This is a genomic window from Pseudomonas sp. SH10-3B, assembly GCF_019891415.1.
Classification (GTDB): Bacteria; Pseudomonadota; Gammaproteobacteria; order Pseudomonadales; family Pseudomonadaceae; genus Aquipseudomonas.
The window spans coordinates 47,173-69,506 of record NZ_JAFLXD010000024.1 but is presented as its reverse complement, the minus strand read 5'-3'; the positions used below and the strand labels follow the sequence as shown (position 1 = coordinate 69,506).

The following is a 22,334-nucleotide window of genomic DNA, read 5'->3' as shown; positions in this document are numbered from 1 at the left end:
TGTTGAAGGGTGATCAGCGTGCCTGATTGGTCATTTTACGGGCGGGGGCAGGACGACCGGGGTGAGCACCGGACGGCCGGCAAAGTACTCCACCAAGTTGTCGGCCACACGCTGCACGGTGTCGTGGGCGGCTTCCGGTGACAGCCCGGCCACATGGGACGTGAGCACGGTATTGCTCAAGCGCTTGAGGGCATCCGGCACCTTGGGTTCATCGTCGAACACGTCCAGCGCGGCGCCACCGATACGGCGTTGCTCAAGGGCGGCGACCAGGTCGTCGGTGACCACCACGCTGCCACGGCCGATATTCACCAGGTAACCGTTCGGGCCGAGGGCGTCCAGGGCGTGTCGGTCGATCAAGTGGCGAGTGCCGGCGCCGCCGGGCGTGGCCAGGATCAGGAAGTCCGAGGCGCGCGCCAGTTCCACGGCAGTGGCGCAGTAGGTGTAGTCCACGTCATCGCGCGGCTGGCGGTTGTGATAGCTCACTTCCATGCCAAAGCCGAGGGCTGCGCGCTTGGCGATCTCCAGGCCCACCGCGCCGAGTCCGAGAATGCCCAGTTGCTTGCCAGCCAGGGAAGGGCGCATGACCTTGGGCCATTCGCTACGGCGTACCGCGGCGTCCGTCTGGGGAATGCCGCGCACCAGCGACAGCAGCAGCGCCATGGCGTGGTCGGCGACCGACGGTGCATTGACCCCGGCGCCATTGGTCACCACGATCCCGCGGTTGCTCGCCGCCTGCAGGTCCACGTGCTCATAGCCGGCGCCGATCACGCAGATGATCTCCAGCAGTGGCAGGGCGGCGATTTCTTCGGCATACAAACCCAACGGGCCACGGGTCAGTACGGCCTTGATCTGCCCGCCATGGGTCTTGATAGCCTGGGCACGCTCGGCGGGTGTTGGCGCCAGAATCACATGAAAGTCGTTGCTCTCGATGATTTGCAGGTATTCATTGATGGTTTCAACCAGAACCAGAACAGTGGTGGTCATCGGAAGGCTCTTCCTGAAGGGTTTGAGAGGTTGAGTATGCGGGATTTGTAGGACAGAGCGTTTTGCTGGGATAGAAAAAACTTACTCCTGTCGGTACCTGACGCCAGTCGGTGTGTGCCAGTAGGCGGAGTAACAAAAAGCCCCGTCCATTGCGGGCGGGGCCTTAAGGAGCTTGCCCGATAGCTCTCTACCTCACGAGCTGCCGGAACAGGGGCGTTGCCGCCATCAGGCAATCACTGCTTTCTAGCTTTTTCCTGCTCTGCTTGGGCGATGGGCATGAAATTGTAGGTTGGAAAGAATTCCGTGGTGTAGACCCCCCATGCGGTGTTTTCAATCGCCAGGTTGACTTCTGCCAGCCGCGACGCGGGCAGGCGCAGCACAACGACTTGGCCGATGCCCATGGTGATGTTCCAACTGACCACTTCCACTCCGGCAGGCGGGAATACTTTGTGAAACTCCTGCTTGGCCAGTTGTTCTTTCAACTCGCCCAGCGGGCGTGATTGATCGTGTTTAAGAAATACAGTCAACATGACGGAATTGTCCGGCGTGGCTGCAGTACTTTGTGCGGCAGTGGCTGTTGTGGTTTGTGCAATCACCACGCCGGGTAACAGGGTCGCGGCCAGCAGTGCAGGTAGTAATAGCTTGCGCATATTCATTGTCAGGTACCTTGCTTGTTATTCGGTCTTGTTGCTAAACATTAATGTTTAATTAGTTCGACATGACTGTCTTTATGGGGCCGGTGTAGGGGGCGTGTACCACATAAATTCGAACGGGCGGGTTAGTGCTGACCATGTCGCGCGGCACTTCGCGGGAATAGGTGAATTCGCTGCTGTCGAGTTTTTCGAGCCGTCTGACAATGGTTTTGGTCGGGCCAACGTCAGGAACCAGGATATGGGTCTTCTTATCGCCGGTGACCAGGAAGTAACCGCCGCCGCCATCGGCGTGCTTCGAGCGACCGGTATCGGTGTAGAAGAACTCATAGCGATTGCGCTGCGGGTCCCACATCGAGATGCCTACCACGCCGGGGTAGCTGGCCTTGACGTCGGTGTCCGGCTCGCCTTCGATGTAAACCTTGGTGGTCAGCCATTGAGGCGAGGAGGCCAGTGCGTGAACGTCAGGTTCAGGCACCGCTTGATTGGCGTAACTTTCGGACGAGCAGAGTAGGCCCGTGATTAACAATCCAGCAAAAACAACAGTGAGTCTTCGCATATTGGAATCCTTGTTATTTTAAATAAGCATGTTGTTCTTCGATTGGAGCGGGGCGATGTTAGTTTGGTTTTTGGCGCTTGCTCAATGGCTGTGTAGGGTTGTGTAACAATTGCAAGGGCGTTGTGATTAAACTTTTAATTAGATACAGGAAGTCTCTGGTTTTTCTGTAGGCGACTTCTCTAAAAGTATGGGAAGTGTATTGATTAGAGTCCCAGCGCGCGCTCGTCAACGCAGCTCGGCAGCCACTCGAAAAACCAGCCGCAGCTCCCCGAAACCACCGCCCAGGGCCGCGCTTGAGCGACTGCACCGCATAACCGTTCCTCAGCTAAGTCTTTGCTTATTCAAGAGAATCCCGGACAATCCGGCCCCTTCTATGGTCGGGGCGCTGCCTGTCAGGTTTTTCTGACTCGTCCCGGCCGTGTAAATGCGGAGATCCGACCGGATGAATGATCAGGCCAATAGCGTCGACGAACGCTATGCAACGACACCTGCAACCCTCACAAGCTGGAGCCGCCAGGACACCACCTGGATGCTTGGCCTGTTCGGCACCGCCATTGGCGCCGGTACCTTGTTCCTGCCGATCAACGCCGGCCTGGGCGGCTTCTGGCCCTTGGTGATCCTGGCGGTGCTGGCGTTCCCGATGACGTTCTTTGCCCACCGAGGCCTGACCCGTTTCGTACTCTCCGGTCGTGCGGGTTCCGACATCACCGACGTGGTCGAAGAACATTTCGGCGTCAAGGCCGGTGCGTTGATTACCCTGCTGTACTTCTTCGCGATCTTCCCGATCCTGCTGATCTACAGCGTGGCCCTGACCAACACGGTCAGCAGTTTCATGGAGCACCAATTGCACATCATGCCGCCACCGCGCGCGCTGTTGGCATTTGTGCTGATCCTCGGCCTGCTGGCGGTGGTGCGTTGCGGTGAGCAGGTGATCGTCAAGGCCATGAGCCTGATGGTGTACCCGTTTATCGTCGCCTTGCTGTTCCTCGCGGTGTACCTGATCCCGCATTGGAACGGTGGCATCCTCAGCACTGCGAGTGTGGTCCCGGCGCCTTCGGCCCTGCTCAATACCCTATGGCTGGCGATTCCGGTGATGGTGTTCTCGTTCAACCACTCGCCGATCATCTCGGCGTTTGCGGTCGACCAGAAGCGCCAGTACGGCGAGCACGCCGATGAGCGCAGTTCGCAGATCCTGTCCCGCGCGCACCTGTTGATGGTGGTGATGGTGCTGTTCTTCGTGTTCAGTTGCGTGCTGACCCTGTCGCCGGCGCAGTTGGCTGAAGCTAAACAGCAGAACCTGTCGATCCTGTCGTACCTGGCCAACCACTTCAACAACCCGACCATCGCGTTTGCCGCGCCGTTGATCGCGTTCGTGGCGATTGCCAAGTCGTTCCTGGGCCACTACATCGGCGCCAGCGAAGGCCTTAAGGGCCTGGTGCTCAAAAGCGGTCGCCGCCCGGCCGCCAAGACTCTCGACCGTATGACCGCCGCCTTCATGCTGGTGGTGTGCTGGATCGTTGCCACGCTGAACCCGAGCATCCTCGGCATGATCGAGACCCTGGGCGGGCCGATCATTGCATCGATCCTGTTCCTGATGCCGATGTACGCGATCCGCAAGGTGCCGGCCATGGCCAAGTACCGTGGGCAAGCGTCCAACGTGTTTGTCACGGCGGTGGGCCTGGTGGCGATCACTGCATTGATTTACTCGCTGATGTCCTGACACCGGGGCGTACGCAAACAGGCCGATTCGCGCACAGCACGAATCGGCTTTTTTTTGCCTGCGCAAAACCTGACGCGGCGCAACCGCCGTCGGGCAATGAGGGCTAAGCTTACGCACGCTTTTTGCCAGGATGGGTTGGGCCGATTGAAGACTGAAACCGACGCACCCGTTGCCGTACCGTCGAATCGTATCCAGGACCTGCTGGCGGGTTTATCCATCGCCGGGTTGCTGCTGCCGGAGGCCGTGGCCTATTCCAGTATTGCCGCGCTGCCGCCCCAGGCCGGGGTGATCGCCTTGTTTGCCGGGCTGGTGTGCTACGGCCTGTTCGGCACCAGCCGTTTTGCGATTGTTTCGGCTACCTCGTCGTCGGCAGCGGTGTTGGCGGCCGCCACGGCGAGCCTGGCAGGGGATGATCCGGCATTGAGGCTGTCCCTGGCCTTCGGCTTGGTGTTGCTGACCGGGGTGTTTTTCCTGTTGGCCGGGCTGTTCAAGCTTGGCGGCGTCACCTCGTTTATCGCCAAGCCGGTGTTACGGGGCTTCGCCTTCGGTCTGGCGTTGACCATCATCCTCAAGCAGTTGGCCAGTGTAGTGGGCGTACACCTGAGCGATAACAACCTGATCCGTTTTCTGCCGCAGTTGTTGGAGCAGCTACCGCGCTGGAACTGGCCTGCGGCACTGGTGGCGGCGTTGGCGTTGCTGGTGTTGTGGCTGTGCGCACGCCTGCCGCGCGTGCCTGGTGGGCTGGTGGTCGTGGTGCTCGGCATCGCTGCGGGGCAGTACCTGGACCTGCAGGCCTATGGCGTGGCGCAGATTGGCATGATCGACCTGCGCCTGGAGTTGGGGCATTTGCCGGTGCTGCCGTTTGCCGACTGGCTGCGCCTTGGGGAATTGGCGTTTGCACTGGTGATGATCCTGTACGCGGAGTCCTACGGCTCTATCAGTTCGTTCGCGCTCAAGCATGGCGACCGCGTGTCATCCAACCGGGATCTGCTTGCGCTGGGCGCGGCCAACCTGGTTTCCGGGCTGTTCCACGGCATGCCAGCCGGGGCGGGTTATTCGGCGACGTCGGCCAATGAGGCGGCCGGCGCTTATTCGCGTCTGGCGGGGATTGTCGCGGCGCTGGTGATCCTGCTGATCGTGCTGACGGTGTTGCCCTATGTCGCGCTCACGCCCGAGCCAGTGCTGGCGGCTGTGGTCATCTATGCCCTGGGGCGTGGCTTGAGCTTGCAGCCGCTCGGGCGTTATTTCCTGTGGCGGCGTGATCGCGTGCTGGTGATCTGCGCGGTGGCGGCGGTACTGGTGCTGGGTGTGCTGGATGGCTTGCTGGTGGCGGTGGGGATCAGTGTGGTGTTGATGCTGCGCCAGATGTCGTCAGCCGACATTCAAGTGCTGGGGCGCCTGGGTGACAGCCATGACTTTGTCGACCGTCAGCACCATGCCGATGCCCTGGCCGTGCCTGGAGTCTTGATCGTACGGCCCAGCGAGGCGCTGTTTTTTGCGAATGCCGAGCGCATCCTGGGCGCCGCCTTACGCCTGATGCGGCAGTCACAGGTAGAGGTGGTGGTGTTGAGCCTGGAAGAATCGCCGGACCTCGACGGCACCAGTATCGAAGCGCTGGCGGCGTTTTTTGCCCAGGTACGTGGGGAGGGCAAGCGCTTGGTGCTGGCCCGCGTCCGGCATGAGGCTCGTGAGGTGTTGCAGGGGTTGCCTGAGGCATTGGCGCCCCATGTATTGCTCAGTGGCCTGAGCGTCGATGGCGCGGTGCAGCTGGCGCTTGAGGTAGGAAAAGCGTGAGGAAGGGGGCTTATGCGATAGCGGTGGGTCAGTGACAGATGGATCAACTGAATGTGTTGGTATTCCAGGCATAAAAAAACGCCGCGTACCTTGCGATACGCGGCGTCCTTCACATCAACACACCGTTAAGCTTGAATCACCGGGATGTTGGCGCTTGCTGCGATTTTGCGGAACTCCGCGATCTGGTCGAAGTTCAGGTAGCGGTAGACGTCACTGGCCATGGTGTCCAGTTTCGCTGCGTAGCCCATGTACTCTTCGACGGTCGGCAGGCGACCCAGGGTGGAGGCAACTGCCGCCAGCTCAGCCGAAGCCAGGTAGACGTTCGCGCCATCACCCAGACGGTTCGGGAAGTTACGGGTCGACGTCGATACAACCGTCGAGTTCGGCTCTACCCGTGCCTGGTTACCCATGCACAGCGAGCAGCCCGGCATTTCCATGCGCGCGCCAGCCTTGCCGTAGATGCCGTAGTAGCCTTCTTCGGTGAGCTGATGAGCGTCCATCTTGGTCGGCGGCGACAGCCACAGACGGGTTGGCAGCTGACCCTTGACCTGCTCCAGCAGCTTACCGGCAGCGCGGAAGTGACCGATGTTGGTCATGCACGAACCGATGAACACTTCGTCGATCTTCTCACCGGCAACGCTGGACAACAGACGGGCGTCGTCCGGGTCGTTCGGTGCGCAGAGGATCGGCTCGTTGATTTCGGCCAGGTCGATCTCGATGATTTCGGCGTATTCCGCGTCGGCATCGGCTTCCATCAGTTCCGGGTTGGCTACCCAGGCTTCCATCGCTTGGGCGCGACGTTCCAGGGTACGTGCATCGCCGTAGCCTTCGCCGATCATCCAGCGCAGCAGGGTGATGTTGGAGTTCAGGTACTCGGTGACGGATTCTTTCGACAGTTTGATGGTGCAACCGGCAGCCGAACGTTCAGCCGAGGCGTCGGACAGCTCGAAAGCCTGCTCCAGCGTCAGGTCGTTCAGGCCTTCGATTTCCAGGATGCGGCCGGAGAAGGCGTTTTTCTTGCCTTTCTTCTCTACGGTCAGCAGGCCAGCCTGGATCGCGTAGTAAGGAATGGCATGAACCAGGTCACGCAGGGTGATGCCAGGTTTCATTTTGCCTTTGAAGCGCACCAGGATCGATTCCGGCATGTCCAGAGGCATCACGCCAGTGGCTGCGGCGAACGCTACCAGACCGGAACCGGCCGGGAACGAGATGCCCATCGGGAAACGGGTGTGGGAGTCACCACCGGTGCCGACGGTATCCGGCAGCAGCATGCGGTTCAGCCAGCTGTGGATGATGCCGTCACCTGGACGCAGCGATACACCGCCACGGGTCATGATGAAGTCAGGCAGGGTGTGGTGGGTGGTGACGTCGATCGGCTTTGGATAGGCCGCGGTGTGGCAGAAGGACTGCATCACCAGATCGGTCGAGAAGCCCAGGCACGCCAGGTCTTTCAGTTCGTCACGGGTCATCGGACCGGTGGTGTCCTGGGAACCCACGGTGGTCATCTTCGGTTCGCAGTACGTACCTGGACGAACGCCTTTGCCTTCCGGCAGGCCGCACGCCTTGCCGACCATTTTCTGGGCCAGGGTGAAACCCTTGCCAGTGTCGACCGGTGCTTCAGGCAGCTTGAACAGGTCGGTAGGACCCAGACCCAGCTCAGCGCGCGCCTTGTCGGTCAGGCCACGGCCGATGATCAGCGGGATACGGCCGCCGGCGCGAACTTCGTCCAACAGGACCGGGGTCTTCATTTCGAAGGTGGTCAGGACTTCGTCGGTACCGTGCTTGCAGACTTTGCCAGCATGAGGGTACAGGTCGATCACGTCGCCCATGTTCATGTTGGTGACGTCGAACTCGATTGGCAGTGCGCCGGCATCTTCCATGGTGTTGTAGAAGATTGGAGCGATCTTGCTGCCGAAGCAGAAGCCGCCAGCGCGCTTGTTCGGCACGTAGGGAACGTCGTCGCCGAAGAACCACAGTACCGAGTTGGTAGCGGATTTACGCGACGAACCGGTACCGACCACGTCACCGACGTAGGCGATAGGGAAGCCTTGGCCGCGCATTTCTTCGATCTGCTTCATCGGACCGGTCTTGCCTTGCTCGTCCGGTACGATGCCTTCGCGTGCCATTTTCAGCATGGCCAGGGCGTGCAGCGGGATATCAGGGCGGGACCAGGCGTCCGGGGCAGGGGACAGGTCGTCGGTGTTGGTTTCGCCGGTGACCTTGAACACGCGCAGGCTGATCTTGTCGGCCAGGGTAGGGCGGTTGCGGAACCACTCGCCGTCAGCCCAGGACTGGATCACGGCTTTGGCGTGCTCGTTGCCGTTGCGGGCTTTTTCGGCGACGTCGTGGAACGCGTCGAACATCAGCAGGGTGTGCTTGAGTTGGGCGGCCGCGACAGGCGCCAGCTCGGCGTCGTCCAGCAGCTCGACCAAAGTCACGATGTTGTAGCCGCCTTGCATGGTGCCGAGCAGTTCAACAGCGCGTTTCTTGTCGATCAGGGGGGAAGTGGCTTCGCCCTTGGCCAGGGCAGACAGGAAACCGGCCTTGACGTAGGCAGCTTCGTCAACGCCTGGTGGAATGCGGTTGGTGATCAGGTCAACGAGGAATTCTTCTTCGCCAGCCGGGGGATTTTTCAGCAGCTCGACCAGGCCTGCGGTTTGTTCGGCGTTAAGCGGCTGGGGAACGATACCCAGTGCTGCGCGCTCTTCGATATGTTTGCGGTAGGCTTCAAGCACAGTTATTACCCTCATCAGTGGTCCCACGGGACGCTCATCCAGAAATGAACGGCACGCATGCGCTCGGGGGCTTTTTGGGCCGCAAAGCCAGCGCTGCCGGCATTCCTCACAGAAGCTGCTTTCAAAGTTTTACGCCTGCAGAACGGAGCTGATGAGGGTTGGCGCGGGTCCTGACCTACCGGGTCGAACCTGCGCCAACACCGTTCTGAAGGAACGACTGTGCTCGTGACGCTTTGAAAACAGCTTCCAGCGGATTGTTGGCGCCTTACAAGGCCGAGTGATTCTACGGCAAAAAATTTCTAAAGGTAAGTTGCCTCACCAAGTTTGCTGGGTGATCAACCTTAGACAAAGGGCTAACATGGCGCACTGTTTCGCTGATTTGCGTGTTGTCGCCCATGTCCAACCAAACCATCAAGACCCCCTGCGTAGGCCTGTGCTCCACGGTTTACGGCGATCTCGTGTGCCGTGGCTGCAAGCGGTTCCACCACGAAGTGATCCAGTGGAACGGCTATAACGAAGAAGAAAAACGCGCGGTATGGCTGCGGTTGGAGCAGCTTTTGGTGCAAGTGATGGCCGGCAAGCTGGAGGTTTTCGATCCCAAGACCCTGCGCGGTCAGTTGGAGCAGCGCAAGATCCGCTTCGTGCCGCACCAGTCCGAGTACTGCTGGGCGTACCAGTTGATTGCCCGCGGAGCGCGGGTGATCAATAACCTGGAGGCATACGGCATGGTGCTGTTGCCGGAGTTTCGCGACTGGGCCTTGCCGGAACTGCGCGACGCCATCGACCGTGAGTTCTTTATCCTGTCCGAGGCGCATTACCAGCGCTATATCGCCCCGGGGTTTCTTAAAGACGCGCTGGCTGACTGACAACACACATCCAAACTCGGGAGGGGCGGTGCGACGATTCGACTTGCCCCCCTCCCGCAGGTTGATCTTCATTGTTTGAAGAATCGGTGTCAGGCCTTGGTCGCCAGTTCTTGCAGGTGATCCATCAAGGTCTGCGGCTTGAGCACCAGCACATCACTTTCCAGCGCATCCAGTATCACCTCCGCCGTATTGCCGATCAGCGCCCCGGAAATGCCGGTGCGTGCAACGGTGCCGATAATGGTCACGGCCGCCTGCCATTTATGCGCCGCAAAAGGAATCAGCACATCCGCCGGGCCTTCCTCGATATGCAGGTGCGCGTCATCCACGTCGAATTCGGCCTGGAACGCCTTGCACTGCTCGCGATAGCGCGCTTCGATGGTTTCCTTGAGTTGAAACGTCGGATCCGCCGCCGACAACATCGGTGACGGGTGGGCGCTGATCACATGCAACTGCGCCTTCGCCAGGCTGGCGATATCAAAGCCGTGATCGATGATCGAATTATGCAGCGAGCGGTGCTCGGCATCGGTATTGCCCACATCAATCGCCGCCAGAATCACTCTCTCCGCCCAAGGGGTGGACGTCTTGACCAGCAACACCGCCGTCGGGCAGTAGCGCAACAGCTTCCAATCCGCCGGCGTCAGCAGCGCTTTTTTCAGCGGGCTGTCGGGAAAGTGCTGCTTGATCACCAGCCCGCAACCTTCGGCCTGCTGCACGTCGATAATGGTCTCATGCAGGCTTTCATTCCACGCTTGCTCGGTGCTGACGCTGTAACCGTCCTCCTGCAAGCCGGACTTGAGCAGGCTCAACAGCGCCGAGTGCTCATGTTTCTTGTCGCAGACCAGCAAGTGCAGATGCGCGTCGGTAACCCCGGCGATCAGCTTGGCGCGCTTGAGGGCCAGGCTTTCCGAATGCTCGGGCTCGATGACCACCAGGATGCTGCGAATGGCTTGCATGATCGGATCTCCAAAAAGGTGGGCGTGGAACAACTATAGTTGCTGCCCGCCAGACGTCATGTTGATGCACATCAAGGCCGGTGGCTGGTGGTCTGCGGCGCGGTCGGTATAATCGGCGGCCTTTTCTGAGCCTTTGCCCGTGAGCCCGATGAACCTGCCCGAAATCCACGAATTCCTCGGTTGCCCCACCCCCGACGCCTGGGTGCAGGCCGCATTGGCCGATCAGGACACCCTGCTGATCGACCACAAGAACTGCGAATTCAAAGCGGCCAGCACCGCCCTGAGCCTGATCGCCAAGTACCACGGCCACGTTGACCTGATCAATATGATGTCGCGCCTGGCCCGGGAAGAACTGGTGCACCACGAGCAGGTCATGCGCCTGATGAAAAAGCGCAAGGTCGAACTGCGCCAACTGCACGCCGGGCGTTATGCCTCGGGTTTGCGCAAGGTGGTGCGCAGCCACGAGCCGGTCAAGCTTGTGGATACCTTGGTGGTCGGCGCCTTTATCGAAGCGCGCAGTTGCGAGCGTTTCGAAGCACTGGTGCCGCATTTGGATGAAGAACTCGGCAAGTTCTACTTCGGCTTGCTGAAAAGCGAGGCGCGGCACTTTCAGGGTTACTTGAAACTGGCCTACCAGTACGGCGACGCCAAGGACATTGCCCAGGTGATCGAGCGGGTGAGGGCGGCCGAGCAGGAACTGATCGAATCACCCGACATCGAGTTCCGCTTTCACAGTGGCGTGCCAGCCTGACGCCACGGCCACGCCGATCAAGGCGCTGACCCCGGTCAGTAGCAGGATCACCGTCTGCGTGCCCAAGGGCGCTGCCAGCACTGCAATCACCAGGCCTGCCAGCGGCTGGGCCAGGTTGTTGAGCAAGGTGATCACGCCTACGGTCTTGCCGAAGTCCTGCACCGGAATGACCCGCTGACGGGTGCTGCGCAGGTAAACGTTGAACATCTTGTCGAAGCCGGTGACCAGCAGGAATCCCAAGGTGTACGCCCACAGGCTGGGACTGACCGCCATGACCAACGCCCCGGCGCCGATCATCGAGTAAGACAGCCCGCCCAGCACTTTCAAGGACAACGTGGCGCGCGCCAGGTAAAACAGAATTGCGATGGTCACCCCCGCGCCGGCCGCCTGCAGCAGGGCATAGGTGTCCTTGTCGGCGGCGTAGAGGCCGGTGACCATGGCCGCGGAGGTGGCCAGCGTCACGCCGATGATCAGGTTCACACCGACCGCCAGGGTAATGATCCGCTTCAGGTCCGCCAGGTTGCGGATATGCCCGAATGCGATGCGCAGCGGTTGCAGCCAGATATCCCGGTGCTGCTGATGGGTTTCCAGGCTTGCCGTGGTTTTGCGCTGCCAGGCGAGCATCGCCAGGTCCGCCAGCACAAACAGCCCGGCAATCCCCAACACCACCCAATGCCAGGCCCACACCTCCAGCATCAGCGCGGCCACCAGCGGCCCCAGCACCAGGCCGCTCTGGTCGGCGATCTGCGAGTAGGAGAGGGTCTTGGCATAGCTGTACTGCGGGAAGACATGCGGCATCAACACTTCGCGGGCCATGATGCCCTGGGTCGTCAGCACCCCGCACAACCCCGACAGCAGCACCAGCCAGTAGATGCCGTCGAACACCCCATACAACGCCACCGCCACCACACAGGCCAACGCCCGGTAAACCTGGCTGATATGCAGGATGCGCACCGGCGAATACTTGTCGCACAACGCCCCGCACACCGGAAACGCGAGATAGCGCGGCAGTGACTCGACAAAGAAGGCCAGCCCGGCCCAGGACACGCTGTGGGTGGTCTGGAACACGATCAGCGGCACGATAAACAACAGAATCTGATCCGCCAGCCGCGACAGGAACAGTGAAACGAAGAACGCCAGGTAATCCTTGCGCATACAACTCCCTGTGAATGGCGTTAAAGAGTGCAGGCTATTTGTTAAAAACTCTTAAAAGCATGAAGCTTCGTCGGCGCCCGCTGGCCAGTTGCTTTAGTTGCCCAGCTTGCCACCTATAATGCCCGCTCTTCAATCCGCGTCTGCACACTGAGAACTTATGGAAAACCTGGGTCTGGGCAAGGTCCTGCTCGTTGAGGACGACGAAAAGCTGGCAGGGCTGATCGCGCATTTTCTGTCACAGCATGGTTTTGAGGTGCGCGTGGTGCACCGCGGCGACGAAGCCCTGGCGGCGTTCCTCGACTTCAAACCCAAGATCGTCGTGCTTGATCTGATGCTGCCGGGCCAAAGCGGCCTGCATGTGTGCCGCGGGATCCGCACGGTGTCCGACACGCCGATTGTGATCCTCACCGCCAAGGAAGACGACCTCGACCACATCCTCGGCCTGGAGTCGGGTGCCGATGACTATGTGATCAAACCGATCAAACCGCCGGTGCTGCTGGCCCGCCTGCGCGCCCTGCAACGTCGCCAGGCGCCGGAGCCAACGGTGCGCGGTGCCCTCGCGTTCGGCCGCTTGGCGATTGACCGCAGTTGCCGGGTGGTCAGCCTGGGAGACGAGCAGATCGACCTCACCACCATGGAGTTCGAACTGCTGTGGTTGCTGGCCAGCAGCGCGGGCAAGATTCTTTCCCGCGACGATATCCTCAACCGCATGCGCGGCATCGCCTTCGACGGCCTTAACCGCAGCGTCGACGTATACATCAGCAAGCTGCGCGGCAAGCTCAATGACAACCCCCGTGAGCCGGTGTGCATCAAGACCATCTGGGGCAAGGGCTATCTGTTCAATCCGTTTGCGTGGGAGGTCTAGATGCTGCGCCTGTTTCTGCGCCTGTATGTGATTCTGGCGATCGGCCTGGCGGCGGCTATCTGGGCGGTCAACTACACGTTTGATGAGCTGATGCCCGAAGCCAATGAAACCTATAACCGTGAAGCCGTGCGTGGCCCGGCATATGGACTGGTAGAGCAGTTGCGGCCCCTGCAGGGGGAGGCGCGTCAGGCCCGGCTGGACGAATTGCAGCCTCATTACGGGCTGCGCCTGAAGCTGGTGCAGAAGGACACCCAGGCCCTCACCGAGCGCGAACGAAAGCTCCTGGACCAGGGCTTGCTGGTGGTGCGCGGCGACTTCATGGAGTTTCTCACGGCCATCGATGGCGGCCCGCAACTGCTGGAAATCAAGCTGCCGGAGGAGCCCAAGTGGTTGTACCTGTGGGCCTATAGTTTTCTCGGGCTGTGCCTGGCCATCGTCCTGTATTTCTGGGTGCGCCCGCACTGGCGCGACCTGGAGCATATCCGCCTGGCCGCGCAACGCTTCGGCGACAACGACCTCGGCTCGCGCATCCTGTTGCCACGCCGCTCCACCGTGCGGGAACTGGCCGGGCACTTCAACCAGATGGCCGAGCGCATCGAAAGCCTGATCGCCAACCAGCGCGAACTGACCAACGCCGTGTCCCATGAACTGCGCACGCCGATTGCGCGTCTGTCATTCGAACTCGACCAGCTCAAGCAACAGGCCGACCCGCGCCAGAGCCGCGAACTGATCGCCGATATGTACGCCGACCTGGGCGAACTGGAAGAGATGGTCTCCGAACTGCTCACCTACGCCAGCCTGGAGCGCGGCGCCACCCAGGTCACCCGCGAGCGCATCGAGGCCCACAGCTGGCTCGACAGCGTGATCGGCAGCGTCGCGCTGGAGGCGGAGGCGGCCGGTATACAGCTGTCGCTGCGCACCTGCGAGGTCGACTTTATCCAGATCGAACCGCGCTTCATGGCCCGCGCAGTGATCAACCTGCTGCGCAATGCCATCCGTTATGCCGAACGCCGGGTCGAGGTGTCGCTGATCAAGTTCGGCGAAGGTTACGAGGTGCGCGTGTGTGACGACGGCCCCGGCGTACCCGAAGAGGGCCGGGCCAAGATCTTCCAGCCCTTCACACGCCTGGATGCCAGCCGTGATCGCCGTACCGGTGGCTTTGGCCTGGGCCTGGCGCTGGTGCAGCGGGTGTCGCAGTGGCACGGCGGGCAGGTGCAAGTGATGGATTCGGAGTGGGGCGGGGCATCGTTTCGCATGACGTGGGCGTATGCCGAGTAATTCGTTTGAATACTGTAGAGATCAAATGTGGGAAGGGCGTGCCCCCGATAGCGGTGCGTCAGCCAGCTTATCGATAGCTGATCTGCTGCCATCGGGGCATAGGTATGGGCTCAACGATGAACGCCCGGCCCATACAGCTGTTGTGTTGAGCGGGCTTATTGGTCCATCGCGCTCAAGATCCCATGGGCCAGTTTTACCCGTTCGGCATTCGGGTAGTTCTTGTTTGCCAATATCACCACGCCCAATCCCTTGCTCGGCACATAGGCCACGTAGGCACCAAACCCATTGGTGGAGCCGGTCTTGTTCACCAGCGTGTCGGCGTGAGGCGCCTCGGGCGGGGTCAGCCAGTTGACCGTGTGCGGCTCCATCGCCATTGGCGTGGAGTTGCCGGCAACCAGCGCATCGAGTTGGATGGGGTAGGGGTACATTTCCCAGCCCAGGCCCTGGGTCATGCCGTCCACGCGGTAGTAACCGGTGTGAGTGAGGCTGATTGCCTGTTGCAAGGTTTTATCCAGCTTCGCCGGGTACATGTTCACCTCGACGTACTTGAGCAGGTCTGCAGCGCTGGTCTTGATGCCGTAGGCTTCGCTGTCCAGGGCGCCGGGGCTGACGCGCACGGGTTTGCCGTCCTTGCCATAGCCCTGGGCGTACAGGCTCATCTGGCTCTGCGGCACCTTGACGTAGGTGTGCTTGAGCCCGAGTTGGGGCAGCAGGGTTTTCTCCATCAAGCGATCGAACGGCTGCTTCAGGCTTTGAGCCGCCAGGTACCCGAACAACCCCAGGCTCGGGTTGGAATACAGGCGCCGGGTGCCAGGGGCGAAGTCAGGTTGCCAGTGCTGGAAGTAGCTGATCATGCGCTGGCTGTTATCCGCCTGAGCGGGGAACTGCATCGGCAAGCCGCCTGCGGTGTAGGTGCCGAGGTTGAGCACGCTGATGTGATCGAACTTGCCGCCGCCCAGTGCCGGCAGGTAGTGGCTGGCCGGGTCGGAAAGCGTGAGTTTGCCGTTGGCTACCGCGTAACCGGCCAGGGTGGCGGTGAAGGTTTTGCTCACCGAACCGATTTCGAACAGGGTGTTTTCGCTGACCGGCTGTCGGGTGTCGGTGGCCGCGACGCCGTAGTTAAAGTATTGCGCCTTGCCGTCCCGTACCACACCGACCACCAGGCCGTTAATCGACTGCTGCTGCATCAGCGGTTTGACGTTGGCATCCACCACCGCCTGCAGGTCGGTGGCGGCCAGGCAGTTGCCGGCGGCGATAAACACTGAGAGGGCGGTGAAATTACGCACGCCAGACAATAAATGTTGGGGCATGATAACGCTTCCATGAGAATGATCGATTGAATGAAGAGCCTGCGCGGGCGAGGCAAATGTAGGCAGTTTGCCGGCCCCGAACAAACGATGATATCTCGCACCAGCCATTAGAAAATCTGGGGTCAGCATGCTCCGTTCCCATTTGCCCCTCAATGCCCTGCGCGCCTTCGAGGCCTCGGCCCGGCATTTGAGCTTCACCCGCGCGGCCATCGAGTTGTGCGTGACCCAGGCAGCGGTCAGCCATCAAGTCAAAAGCCTGGAAGCCCAACTCAATGTCACTTTGTTCAAGCGCCTGCCGCGCGGCCTGATGCTCACCCGCGAAGGCGAAACCTTGCTGCCGGTGGTGCGTGATTCGTTCGACCGCATTGCCCATACCTTAGGCCAGTTCGAGGGCGGGCATTACCGCGAGGTTTTGACCGTCGGCGCAGTGGGCACCTTCGCGGTGGGCTGGCTGCTGCCGCGCCTGGCGCAGTTTCAGGGCCGCTACCCGTTTATCGACTTGCGCCTGTCCACCCACAACAACCGCGTGGATGTTGCCGCCGAAGGCCTGGATTACGCGATCCGCTTCGGTGCCGGCGCCTGGCACGGCACCGAAGCCATTGAATTGCTGGAAGCGCCGCTCACGGTACTGTGCGTGCCGTCACTCGCCGAGCAGTTGCACACGCCGGCCGACCTGCTGAAACACACGCTGCTGCGCTCCTACCGCGTTGATGAGTGGAATCTCTGGTTCCAGGCGGCCGGGCTGCCCGCCGACACCCTGGTACCGCGCAGCATTGTGTTCGACTCGTCGCTGGCGATGATGGAGGCTGCTCTGCAAGGCAGCGGCGTGGCGCTGGCGCCGGCGATGATGTTCTCGCGGCAACTGGAGAGTGATGTGATTCGCCAGCCCTTCGACGTCGGCATCAGCACCGGCAGCTACTGGCTGACGCGCTTGCAGTCGCGGACCGAGACCTCGGCGATGCTGGCATTCAAGGGCTGGTTGCTGGAGGAGAGTGGGCGTGCCTGAGTTTATTTCTGAAACATAATGAAACATTTGCTCGGGGCCGGCGTTCTACCGCTACACCTGCACTGAGTTATTCCATGAAAATACCGCGTCCCTCCGCTCGCATGCCTCACCTCACCCAACTGCGCAACTTGAAGATGGCACGCTCCGCCCACGCGTATGTGCGCGGCAGCACCGTGCAATTCTACGAATGGCTGCACAGCCAGATGGGCAGGCGTCTGCCGCAAGGTCCGGCGATCTGGATTTGCGGCGACTGCCACGCCGGCAACCTGGGTCCGACTGGCGACAACAAGGGCCGTATCGATATGCATATCCGCGACCTTGACCAGGCCGTGATCGGCAACCCGGCCCATGACTTGGTGCGCCTGGCCCTGTCCCTGGCCACCGCCGCGCGCGGTTCAGACCTGCCGGGCGTGACCACCGCGCGCATGCTCGAAGAAATGATGGTGGGCTACGAACAGGCGTTCAAGGACAAGCCCGACGAGGCGCCGCCGCGCCCGTCCCAGGTCAAGGCAGGAATGCGCAGCGCTGTCGAGCGCACCTGGAAAAGCCTGGCCCGTGAACGCATCGACAACGTGCGGCCGACCATCCCGCTGGGCAAGCATTTCTGGTCGCTGTCGCGAGCGGAAAAAGCTGCGCTGGAAACGGTCTGTGCGTCGGATGAAATCCATCAGTTGGTCTCCTCACTCAAAGGCCGCCCCAAGGACGCCAAGGTCGAACTGCTGGACTCGGCTTACTGGGTCAAGGGCTGCAGTTCCCTCGGTCTGTTGCGCTACGCCGTCTTGCTGGGGGTGGGCGACAAAGACGATCAGGAATACTGCCTGATCGACATCAAGGAAGCCGTCGGCGCCGCTGCACCGCGTGCGGCACGGGCGAAGATGCCCCGGGATAACGGCCGCCGGGTGGTGGAGGGCGCCCGCCAACTGTCGCCGGGCCTGGGGGAACGGATGGTAGCGACGCGGTTTTTGGACCACGGTTTCTTCATCCGCGAACTGCTGCCCCAGGACATGAAGCTGGAACTGGACGAACTGAGCGAACTCGATGCCATGCACGCCGCCGGCTACCTGGCGCGCGTGGTCGGTATCGCCCATGCCCGGCAGATGGACCGCGCGACACGCAAGGACTGGATGGCGGTGCTGCAGGAAAACCGCTCCAGACAGTTGGATGCACCGTCCTGGTTATGGACCAGCGTGGTGCAGTTGGTGGGTAGTCATGAGCAGGGCTACCTCAACCACTGCCGCCGGTATGCCTTGGAACACTGATCTGGAATGTGATGATTTTCCAATGAGGGAGGGGGCAGCCCCCTCCCACATTTGGATTGCGATCAGGCCAGGTATTTGTGGAACCAGCCGAGTGTCCTTTCCCACGCCAGATTCGCCGCTGCCTCGTCATAACGCGGCGTCGAATCATTGTGGAAGCCATGGTTGGCACCCTTGTAGATATACGCTTCATAGGTCGTGCCGGCGGCCTTCAGGGCTTTTTCATACGCTGGCCAACCCTCGTTGATCCGCGTATCCAGCTCGCCAAAATGCAGCATGATCGGCGCCTTGATGCGCGGCACGTCCTTGGCTTCCGGCTGGCGCCCGTAGAACGACACCGCCGCGCCCAGTTCCGGATAAGCCACCGCCGCCGCATTGGTCACGCCGCCGCCATAGCAGAAGCCGGTGATGCCGACCTTGCCGGTGCTGCTGTCGTGGTGCATCAGCCATTCGATGGCGGCGAAGAAGTCGTTCATCAGCTTGGTCGGGTCGACTTTCTGTTGCAGTTCCACGCCTTTTTCATCGTTGCCGGGATAGCCGCCCACTGAGGTCAGGCCGTCCGGCGCGAGGGCGATAAACCCGGCTTTGGCCAGGCGTCGGGCGACGTCTTCGATGTAGGGGTTGAGACCTCGGTTTTCGTGGACCACCACCACGGCCGGCAGCTTGCCGGTGGCCTTGGCCGGGCGCACCAGGTAGCCACGCACGGTGCCGTTGCCCTTGGGCGAGGGATAGGTGATGTAGTCGGCGACGATGTCCGGGTCGGTGAATTTCACCTGTTCGGCCAGGGCATAGTTGGGGCTCAGGGCCGCCAGCAGGGCCGAGGCGGTGAGGCCGCCAAAGGTGAACAGCGCGGCGCGGTCGAGAAATTCGCGGCGGTTGATCTTGCCGTGGGCATAGCCGTCGTAGAGTTCCAGCAGTTCGGGGGCAAAGTCTTTCGCGGTGAGACGAGTCATCGGTTCGGTCCTCGATTAGCGGTGCCAGTCAATGTAGACCAGGATCAGCCTTCACGGCCATGAGCGGCCGCAGCCAGTTCGCGGGTGTCGACGCGCACGAACAGCGAATCGCCGATCGCCGTGAGCACCTCGCCGGCGTACACCTTGCAGACCACGCGGCTTTTACGCCCCACTTCGCCCTCGACCCGAGCCCGCAGGGTGAGCGGCACGCCCATGGGCGTGGGCTTGATAAATTTGATGCCCAGGTTGCCGGTGACGCAGTCGATGCGCGGCAGGCTGCCGGGTTCGCGCTGTTCGGCACGGTAGTGGTAGGCCATGGCGGTCCAGTTGGAATGGCAGTCCACCAGCATGGCGATCAGGCCGCCGTAGACCAGGTCGGGCCAGCCGCTGTATTTTGCCTCGGGATGATGTTCGGCGATGAGATGGACACCATCGGCATCCCAGCGGCTCTTGATATGCAAACCATGGGGGTTACTGCCGCCGCAGCCATAGCAGATGCCTTCCGGCGCGGTGATGTCCTGTAGAAAAGGGGTAGGCATGCAACGTCCTTATTGTTGTGAGTGACGAGTCTGTTTAGCAGGACAGGCACCTGATGGGAATACATCCATTTTTTTGCGGAGCGTGGCATGAAGCGTCGAATTCTCACGTTGGCCCTGGTCCTGGGCGTTATCGGCTGCGCCCAGGCGGCGCAGTACACGGATGTCAACCGCACCGCCAGCCAGATCAGTTTTACCTATAAGCAGTTGGGGCAGCGGGTGTATGGCACCTTCGGCGACTTCGAAGGCACGCTGAGCTTTGACACGCAAAAGCCCGAAAGCGGACATGCCTTGCTCAAGATCCAGCTGGCGAGTATCGATGCCGGCAGCCCCGATGCCAACGACGAGCTGCAACGGGCCTCGTGGTTCGATACCGCGACCTATCCGGTGGGCGTGTATGAGTCCACCGCTGTAAAGGCCCTGGGGGATAACCGCTTCAACATCAGCGGCAACCTGACGATCAAGGGCACCACGCGCCCGGTGGCGGTCAACGTAGTGCTCAAGGAGCTGGATGGTATCGGCGTGTTCGACGGTGAGTTCATCCTCAAGCGCGGCGACTTCAAGATCGGCGAAGGTGAGTGGGCCGGCAACAGCGTGGTGTCCAACGACATCAACATCAAGTTCAAGATGGTCGCGCCGCAGCGTTAGCGCGCGAAGCGCTTGGCCCCGGCCACGCAGCCGATCACCGCAACCGTCACCAGCAGCATGCCCAGGCTGACCTGTTCATGCAGCAAGCCCGCTGCCAGCGCCAGGCCGAAGAACGGTTGCAGCAGTTGCAATTGGCCGACGGCAGCAATGCCGCTCTGGGCCAGGCCGCGATACCAGAACACAAAACCGATCAACATGCTGAACAGCGACACATAGCCCAGGCTCAGCCAGGCCGGCAGGCTGATGCCGCTGACGCTTGACGGTGCCAGCGCCAGGCTCAGCGGCACCACCACCGGCAACGCCACCACCAGCGCCCAGCAGATCACCTGCCAGCCGCCCAGGCTGCGCGACAGTTTGGCGCCTTCGGCATACCCCAGGCCGCACACCAGCACCGCCAACAGCATCAGCACGTCACCTGCAGGTGCGGCGCTCAAACCTTGGGCAAAGGCGTAACCCATCACCAGTAGACTGCCGAGGATCGAAAACAGCCAGAACACCGGGCGCGGGCGCTCGCCGCCGCGCAGCACAGCAAACACGGCGGTCGCCAGCGGCAGCAGGCCGATGAAGACGATGGAGTGTGCGGAGGTCACGTATTGCAGCGCCAGCGCAGTGAGCAGGGGGAAGCCGATCACCACGCCGAGGGCGACGATGGCCAGGGGCATCCATTGATGGCGCGCGGGGCGTTTTTCCTTGAACAGCCACAGCAAGGCCAGCCCCAGCAGGCCGGCGATGGCGGCGCGGATCATGGTCAGGAACACCGGGTCGAACTCCATCACCGCCAGGCGCGTGGCCGGGAGTGAACCGCTGAAGATCACCACGCCGATAAAGCCATTGATCCAGCCCTGGGTGCGGGTGTCCAGGGAGCGGAGTGGGGATGTAAGTTCCATGAGCGGTGCCCTAAAAGGATGAGTTGCGTAGGGCGCAGCCTAGGGCTGAAGATAAAGACAATCAAAAAATTGTCATGGATACATCGCTTATGCCCCGCGCTCGTTACAAGTCGTTGGTCGATCGCTTCGCCGAGGCCATTCGCTCAGGCAGCATGCCACCCGGTACAAGGCTGCCGACCCACCGCCAGTTGGCCGCCGAGCATGGCCTGGCGTTGGTCACCGCCAGCCGGGTATACACCGAGCTGGAGGCCATGGGCCTGGTCAGTGGCGAGATCGGCCGAGGCACCTTCGTGCGCGAGATCTCGCTGCCGCCGGGGCAGGGCAGCGGGCAGATGAGCGTGGCGGCGGGCATGCTGGATTTGAATTTCAACTACCCCTCATTGCCCAGTCAGGCGGACTTGCTGCGCACGGCCTTGCGCCAATTAGCGCTGTCCGGCGACCTGGACGCGCTGCTGCGTTACCAGCCCCACGCCGGTCGCCTGCATGAGCGTGCCGCCGTTGCGCGGCATCTGTTGAACCGAGGGCTGACGGTCGCGGCCGAACAGGTGTTGGTGGTCAGCGGCGCCCAGCACGGCCTGGCGGTGACGATGATGGCGTTGCTCAAGCCTGGGGATGTAATCGCCGTGGACGCGCTGACCTATTCGGGGTTCAAAGTGCTGGCGGAGACGCTGCACCTGGAGATGGTCGCCCTCCCGGTCACGGCCGACGGCCCGGACCTCGACCATCTGCAAAGCCTGTGTCGCAAGCGCCCGGTGCGTGCCGTGTACAGCATGCCGACCCTGCATAATCCGTTGGGCTGGGTGCTGAGCCTGGCGCAGCGCGAGCAGTTGGTGGCGATCGCCCGTCAGCACAACGTGATGATCATCGAGGACGCCGCCTACGCGTTCCTCGCCGACGCTGCGCCGCCGCCCCTGGCGACATTGGCACCGGAGCGCACGGTCTACGTAGGCGGGCTGTCCAAAAGTGTCGCGACCGGCTTGCGTGTGGGCTTTATCGCAGCCCCTCCAGCCTGGGTGCAAGCGCTGGAGCGCAGCATCATGGCCACCACCTGGAACGTGCCGGGGGTGATGAGTGCGATTGCGGTCGCCTGGATCGAAGACGGCACGGTGGCGCAACTTGAAGCGCAGAAACGCCAGGATGCGCGGGCCCGGCAGGCCTTGGCGGCGCAGGTGTTGAAGGGGCTGGCGTACATCAGCCATCCGTCTTCGTATTTCTTGTGGTTGCCTTTGGCAGAGGATGTACGCGCCGATCAGGTCGCCATGCTGTTGCAGCGCGAGGGCATCTCGGTGTCCACCGCCGAACCGTTTGCGGTCTCCACGCATGTGCCCCACGCGCTGCGCCTGGCCTTGGGCTCGGTAGACATGCCGGCGCTGCGTGAAGCGTTGTTGACGGTGCGCAAGGTGGTGACGTGGTGAGCCGGGCGGCTCA

Annotated in this window: 20 protein-coding genes; 10 read left to right on the top strand and 10 right to left on the bottom strand. The window is 61.6% G+C overall.

Annotated features, from left to right (window positions below; genetic code table 11):
* Positions 1–30: 30 nt before the first annotated feature.
* From J1G35_RS18500 to J1G35_RS18490, 3 genes are all read right to left on the bottom strand, one after another.
* Positions 31–984, bottom strand: a complete 954-nt coding sequence (locus tag J1G35_RS18500) for a 2-hydroxyacid dehydrogenase (RefSeq protein WP_223015676.1) — start codon at positions 982–984, stop codon at positions 31–33.
* Between the two features lie 233 nt (positions 985–1,217).
* The gene (locus J1G35_RS18495; RefSeq protein WP_223015689.1) at positions 1,218–1,634 is read right to left on the bottom strand and encodes a hypothetical protein; all 417 of its coding nucleotides are present in this window, start codon (positions 1,632–1,634) and stop codon (positions 1,218–1,220) included.
* Positions 1,635–1,692: 58 nt separating this feature from the next.
* Positions 1,693–2,193 carry a DUF4822 domain-containing protein gene (locus J1G35_RS18490; RefSeq protein ID WP_053133892.1) on the bottom strand — a complete coding sequence of 167 codons (501 nt, stop codon included), beginning with the start codon at positions 2,191–2,193 and terminating at the stop codon, positions 1,693–1,695.
* Between the two features lie 442 nt (positions 2,194–2,635).
* On the opposite strand from J1G35_RS18490, the gene J1G35_RS18485 reads away from it, so the two are divergent.
* Both J1G35_RS18485 and J1G35_RS18480 read left to right on the top strand, forming a co-directional pair.
* Complete coding sequence (locus J1G35_RS18485; RefSeq protein WP_053133890.1) at positions 2,636–3,913, top strand: serine/threonine transporter; 1,278 nt, start codon at positions 2,636–2,638, stop codon at positions 3,911–3,913.
* A gap of 144 nt (positions 3,914–4,057) precedes the next feature.
* Entirely contained in the window at positions 4,058–5,707 is a 1,650-nt protein-coding gene (locus J1G35_RS18480) for a SulP family inorganic anion transporter (RefSeq protein ID WP_053133887.1), read from the top strand.
* 125 nt (positions 5,708–5,832) lie between these two features.
* Here J1G35_RS18480 and acnB read toward each other — a convergent pair whose 3' ends face one another.
* Positions 5,833–8,442: a bifunctional aconitate hydratase 2/2-methylisocitrate dehydratase gene (gene acnB, locus J1G35_RS18475; RefSeq protein WP_141157813.1), complete on the bottom strand. Its 2,610-nt coding sequence runs from the start codon at positions 8,440–8,442 to the stop codon at positions 5,833–5,835.
* A 395-nt stretch (positions 8,443–8,837) separates the two neighbouring features.
* On the opposite strand from acnB, the gene J1G35_RS18470 reads away from it, so the two are divergent.
* Positions 8,838–9,308: a DUF1289 domain-containing protein gene (locus J1G35_RS18470; protein ID WP_053133881.1), complete on the top strand. Its 471-nt coding sequence runs from the start codon at positions 8,838–8,840 to the stop codon at positions 9,306–9,308.
* A gap of 89 nt (positions 9,309–9,397) precedes the next feature.
* Here J1G35_RS18470 and J1G35_RS18465 read toward each other — a convergent pair whose 3' ends face one another.
* A complete protein-coding gene (locus tag J1G35_RS18465; protein WP_053133878.1) occupies positions 9,398–10,261 on the bottom strand; it encodes a universal stress protein in 864 nt (287 codons plus the stop codon).
* Positions 10,262–10,409: 148 nt separating this feature from the next.
* On the opposite strand from J1G35_RS18465, the gene miaE reads away from it, so the two are divergent.
* Positions 10,410–11,012, top strand: a complete 603-nt coding sequence (gene miaE / locus J1G35_RS18460; RefSeq protein WP_090403510.1) for a tRNA isopentenyl-2-thiomethyl-A-37 hydroxylase MiaE — start codon at positions 10,410–10,412, stop codon at positions 11,010–11,012.
* On the opposite strand, the gene J1G35_RS18455 is transcribed toward miaE, so the two are convergent.
* A complete protein-coding gene (locus J1G35_RS18455) occupies positions 10,968–12,167 on the bottom strand; it encodes an MFS transporter (RefSeq protein WP_223015675.1) in 1,200 nt (399 codons plus the stop codon). The two genes, miaE and J1G35_RS18455, sit on opposite strands and share 45 nt — an antisense overlap.
* Positions 12,168–12,324: 157 nt before the next feature.
* On the opposite strand from J1G35_RS18455, the gene J1G35_RS18450 reads away from it, so the two are divergent.
* Positions 12,325–13,032 (top strand): winged helix-turn-helix domain-containing protein, encoded by a 708-nt coding sequence (locus J1G35_RS18450; protein WP_053133867.1) that lies wholly within the window; start codon positions 12,325–12,327, stop codon positions 13,030–13,032.
* On the top strand, positions 13,033–14,310 hold the full coding sequence (locus tag J1G35_RS18445) for a HAMP domain-containing histidine kinase (protein ID WP_053133864.1): 1,278 nt from the start codon (positions 13,033–13,035) through the stop codon (positions 14,308–14,310).
* Between the two features lie 155 nt (positions 14,311–14,465).
* Here the strand turns inward: J1G35_RS18445 and ampC are convergent, their stop codons facing one another.
* Positions 14,466–15,620: a class C beta-lactamase gene (gene ampC / locus J1G35_RS18440; RefSeq protein ID WP_223015674.1), complete on the bottom strand. Its 1,155-nt coding sequence runs from the start codon at positions 15,618–15,620 to the stop codon at positions 14,466–14,468.
* Positions 15,621–15,747: 127 nt separating this feature from the next.
* On the opposite strand from ampC, the gene J1G35_RS18435 reads away from it, so the two are divergent.
* Together J1G35_RS18435 and J1G35_RS18430 are read left to right on the top strand one after the other, a co-directional pair.
* Positions 15,748–16,626, top strand: a complete 879-nt coding sequence (locus J1G35_RS18435; RefSeq protein ID WP_223015673.1) for a LysR family transcriptional regulator — start codon at positions 15,748–15,750, stop codon at positions 16,624–16,626.
* A gap of 74 nt (positions 16,627–16,700) precedes the next feature.
* Positions 16,701–17,885 (top strand): DUF2252 family protein, encoded by a 1,185-nt coding sequence (locus tag J1G35_RS18430; RefSeq protein WP_223015672.1) that lies wholly within the window; start codon positions 16,701–16,703, stop codon positions 17,883–17,885.
* A 62-nt stretch (positions 17,886–17,947) separates the two neighbouring features.
* Here the strand turns inward: J1G35_RS18430 and yghX are convergent, their stop codons facing one another.
* Together yghX and J1G35_RS18420 are read right to left on the bottom strand one after the other, a co-directional pair.
* On the bottom strand, positions 17,948–18,835 hold the full coding sequence (gene yghX, locus J1G35_RS18425) for a YghX family hydrolase (RefSeq protein WP_223015671.1): 888 nt from the start codon (positions 18,833–18,835) through the stop codon (positions 17,948–17,950).
* Positions 18,836–18,879: 44 nt separating this feature from the next.
* On the bottom strand, positions 18,880–19,374 hold the full coding sequence (locus J1G35_RS18420; protein ID WP_053133850.1) for a thioesterase: 495 nt from the start codon (positions 19,372–19,374) through the stop codon (positions 18,880–18,882).
* An 87-nt stretch (positions 19,375–19,461) separates the two neighbouring features.
* On the opposite strand from J1G35_RS18420, the gene J1G35_RS18415 reads away from it, so the two are divergent.
* Entirely contained in the window at positions 19,462–20,019 is a 558-nt protein-coding gene (locus J1G35_RS18415; RefSeq protein WP_053133847.1) for a YceI family protein, read from the top strand.
* On the opposite strand, the gene J1G35_RS18410 is transcribed toward J1G35_RS18415, so the two are convergent.
* A complete protein-coding gene (locus tag J1G35_RS18410) occupies positions 20,016–20,906 on the bottom strand; it encodes a DMT family transporter (RefSeq protein ID WP_223015670.1) in 891 nt (296 codons plus the stop codon). The genes J1G35_RS18415 and J1G35_RS18410 overlap by 4 nt on opposite strands.
* 89 nt (positions 20,907–20,995) lie before the next feature.
* Between J1G35_RS18410 and J1G35_RS18405 the strand changes: the two genes are divergently transcribed.
* Positions 20,996–22,321 (top strand): PLP-dependent aminotransferase family protein, encoded by a 1,326-nt coding sequence (locus J1G35_RS18405; RefSeq protein ID WP_223015669.1) that lies wholly within the window; start codon positions 20,996–20,998, stop codon positions 22,319–22,321.
* The last annotated feature ends 13 nt before the right edge of the window (positions 22,322–22,334 follow it).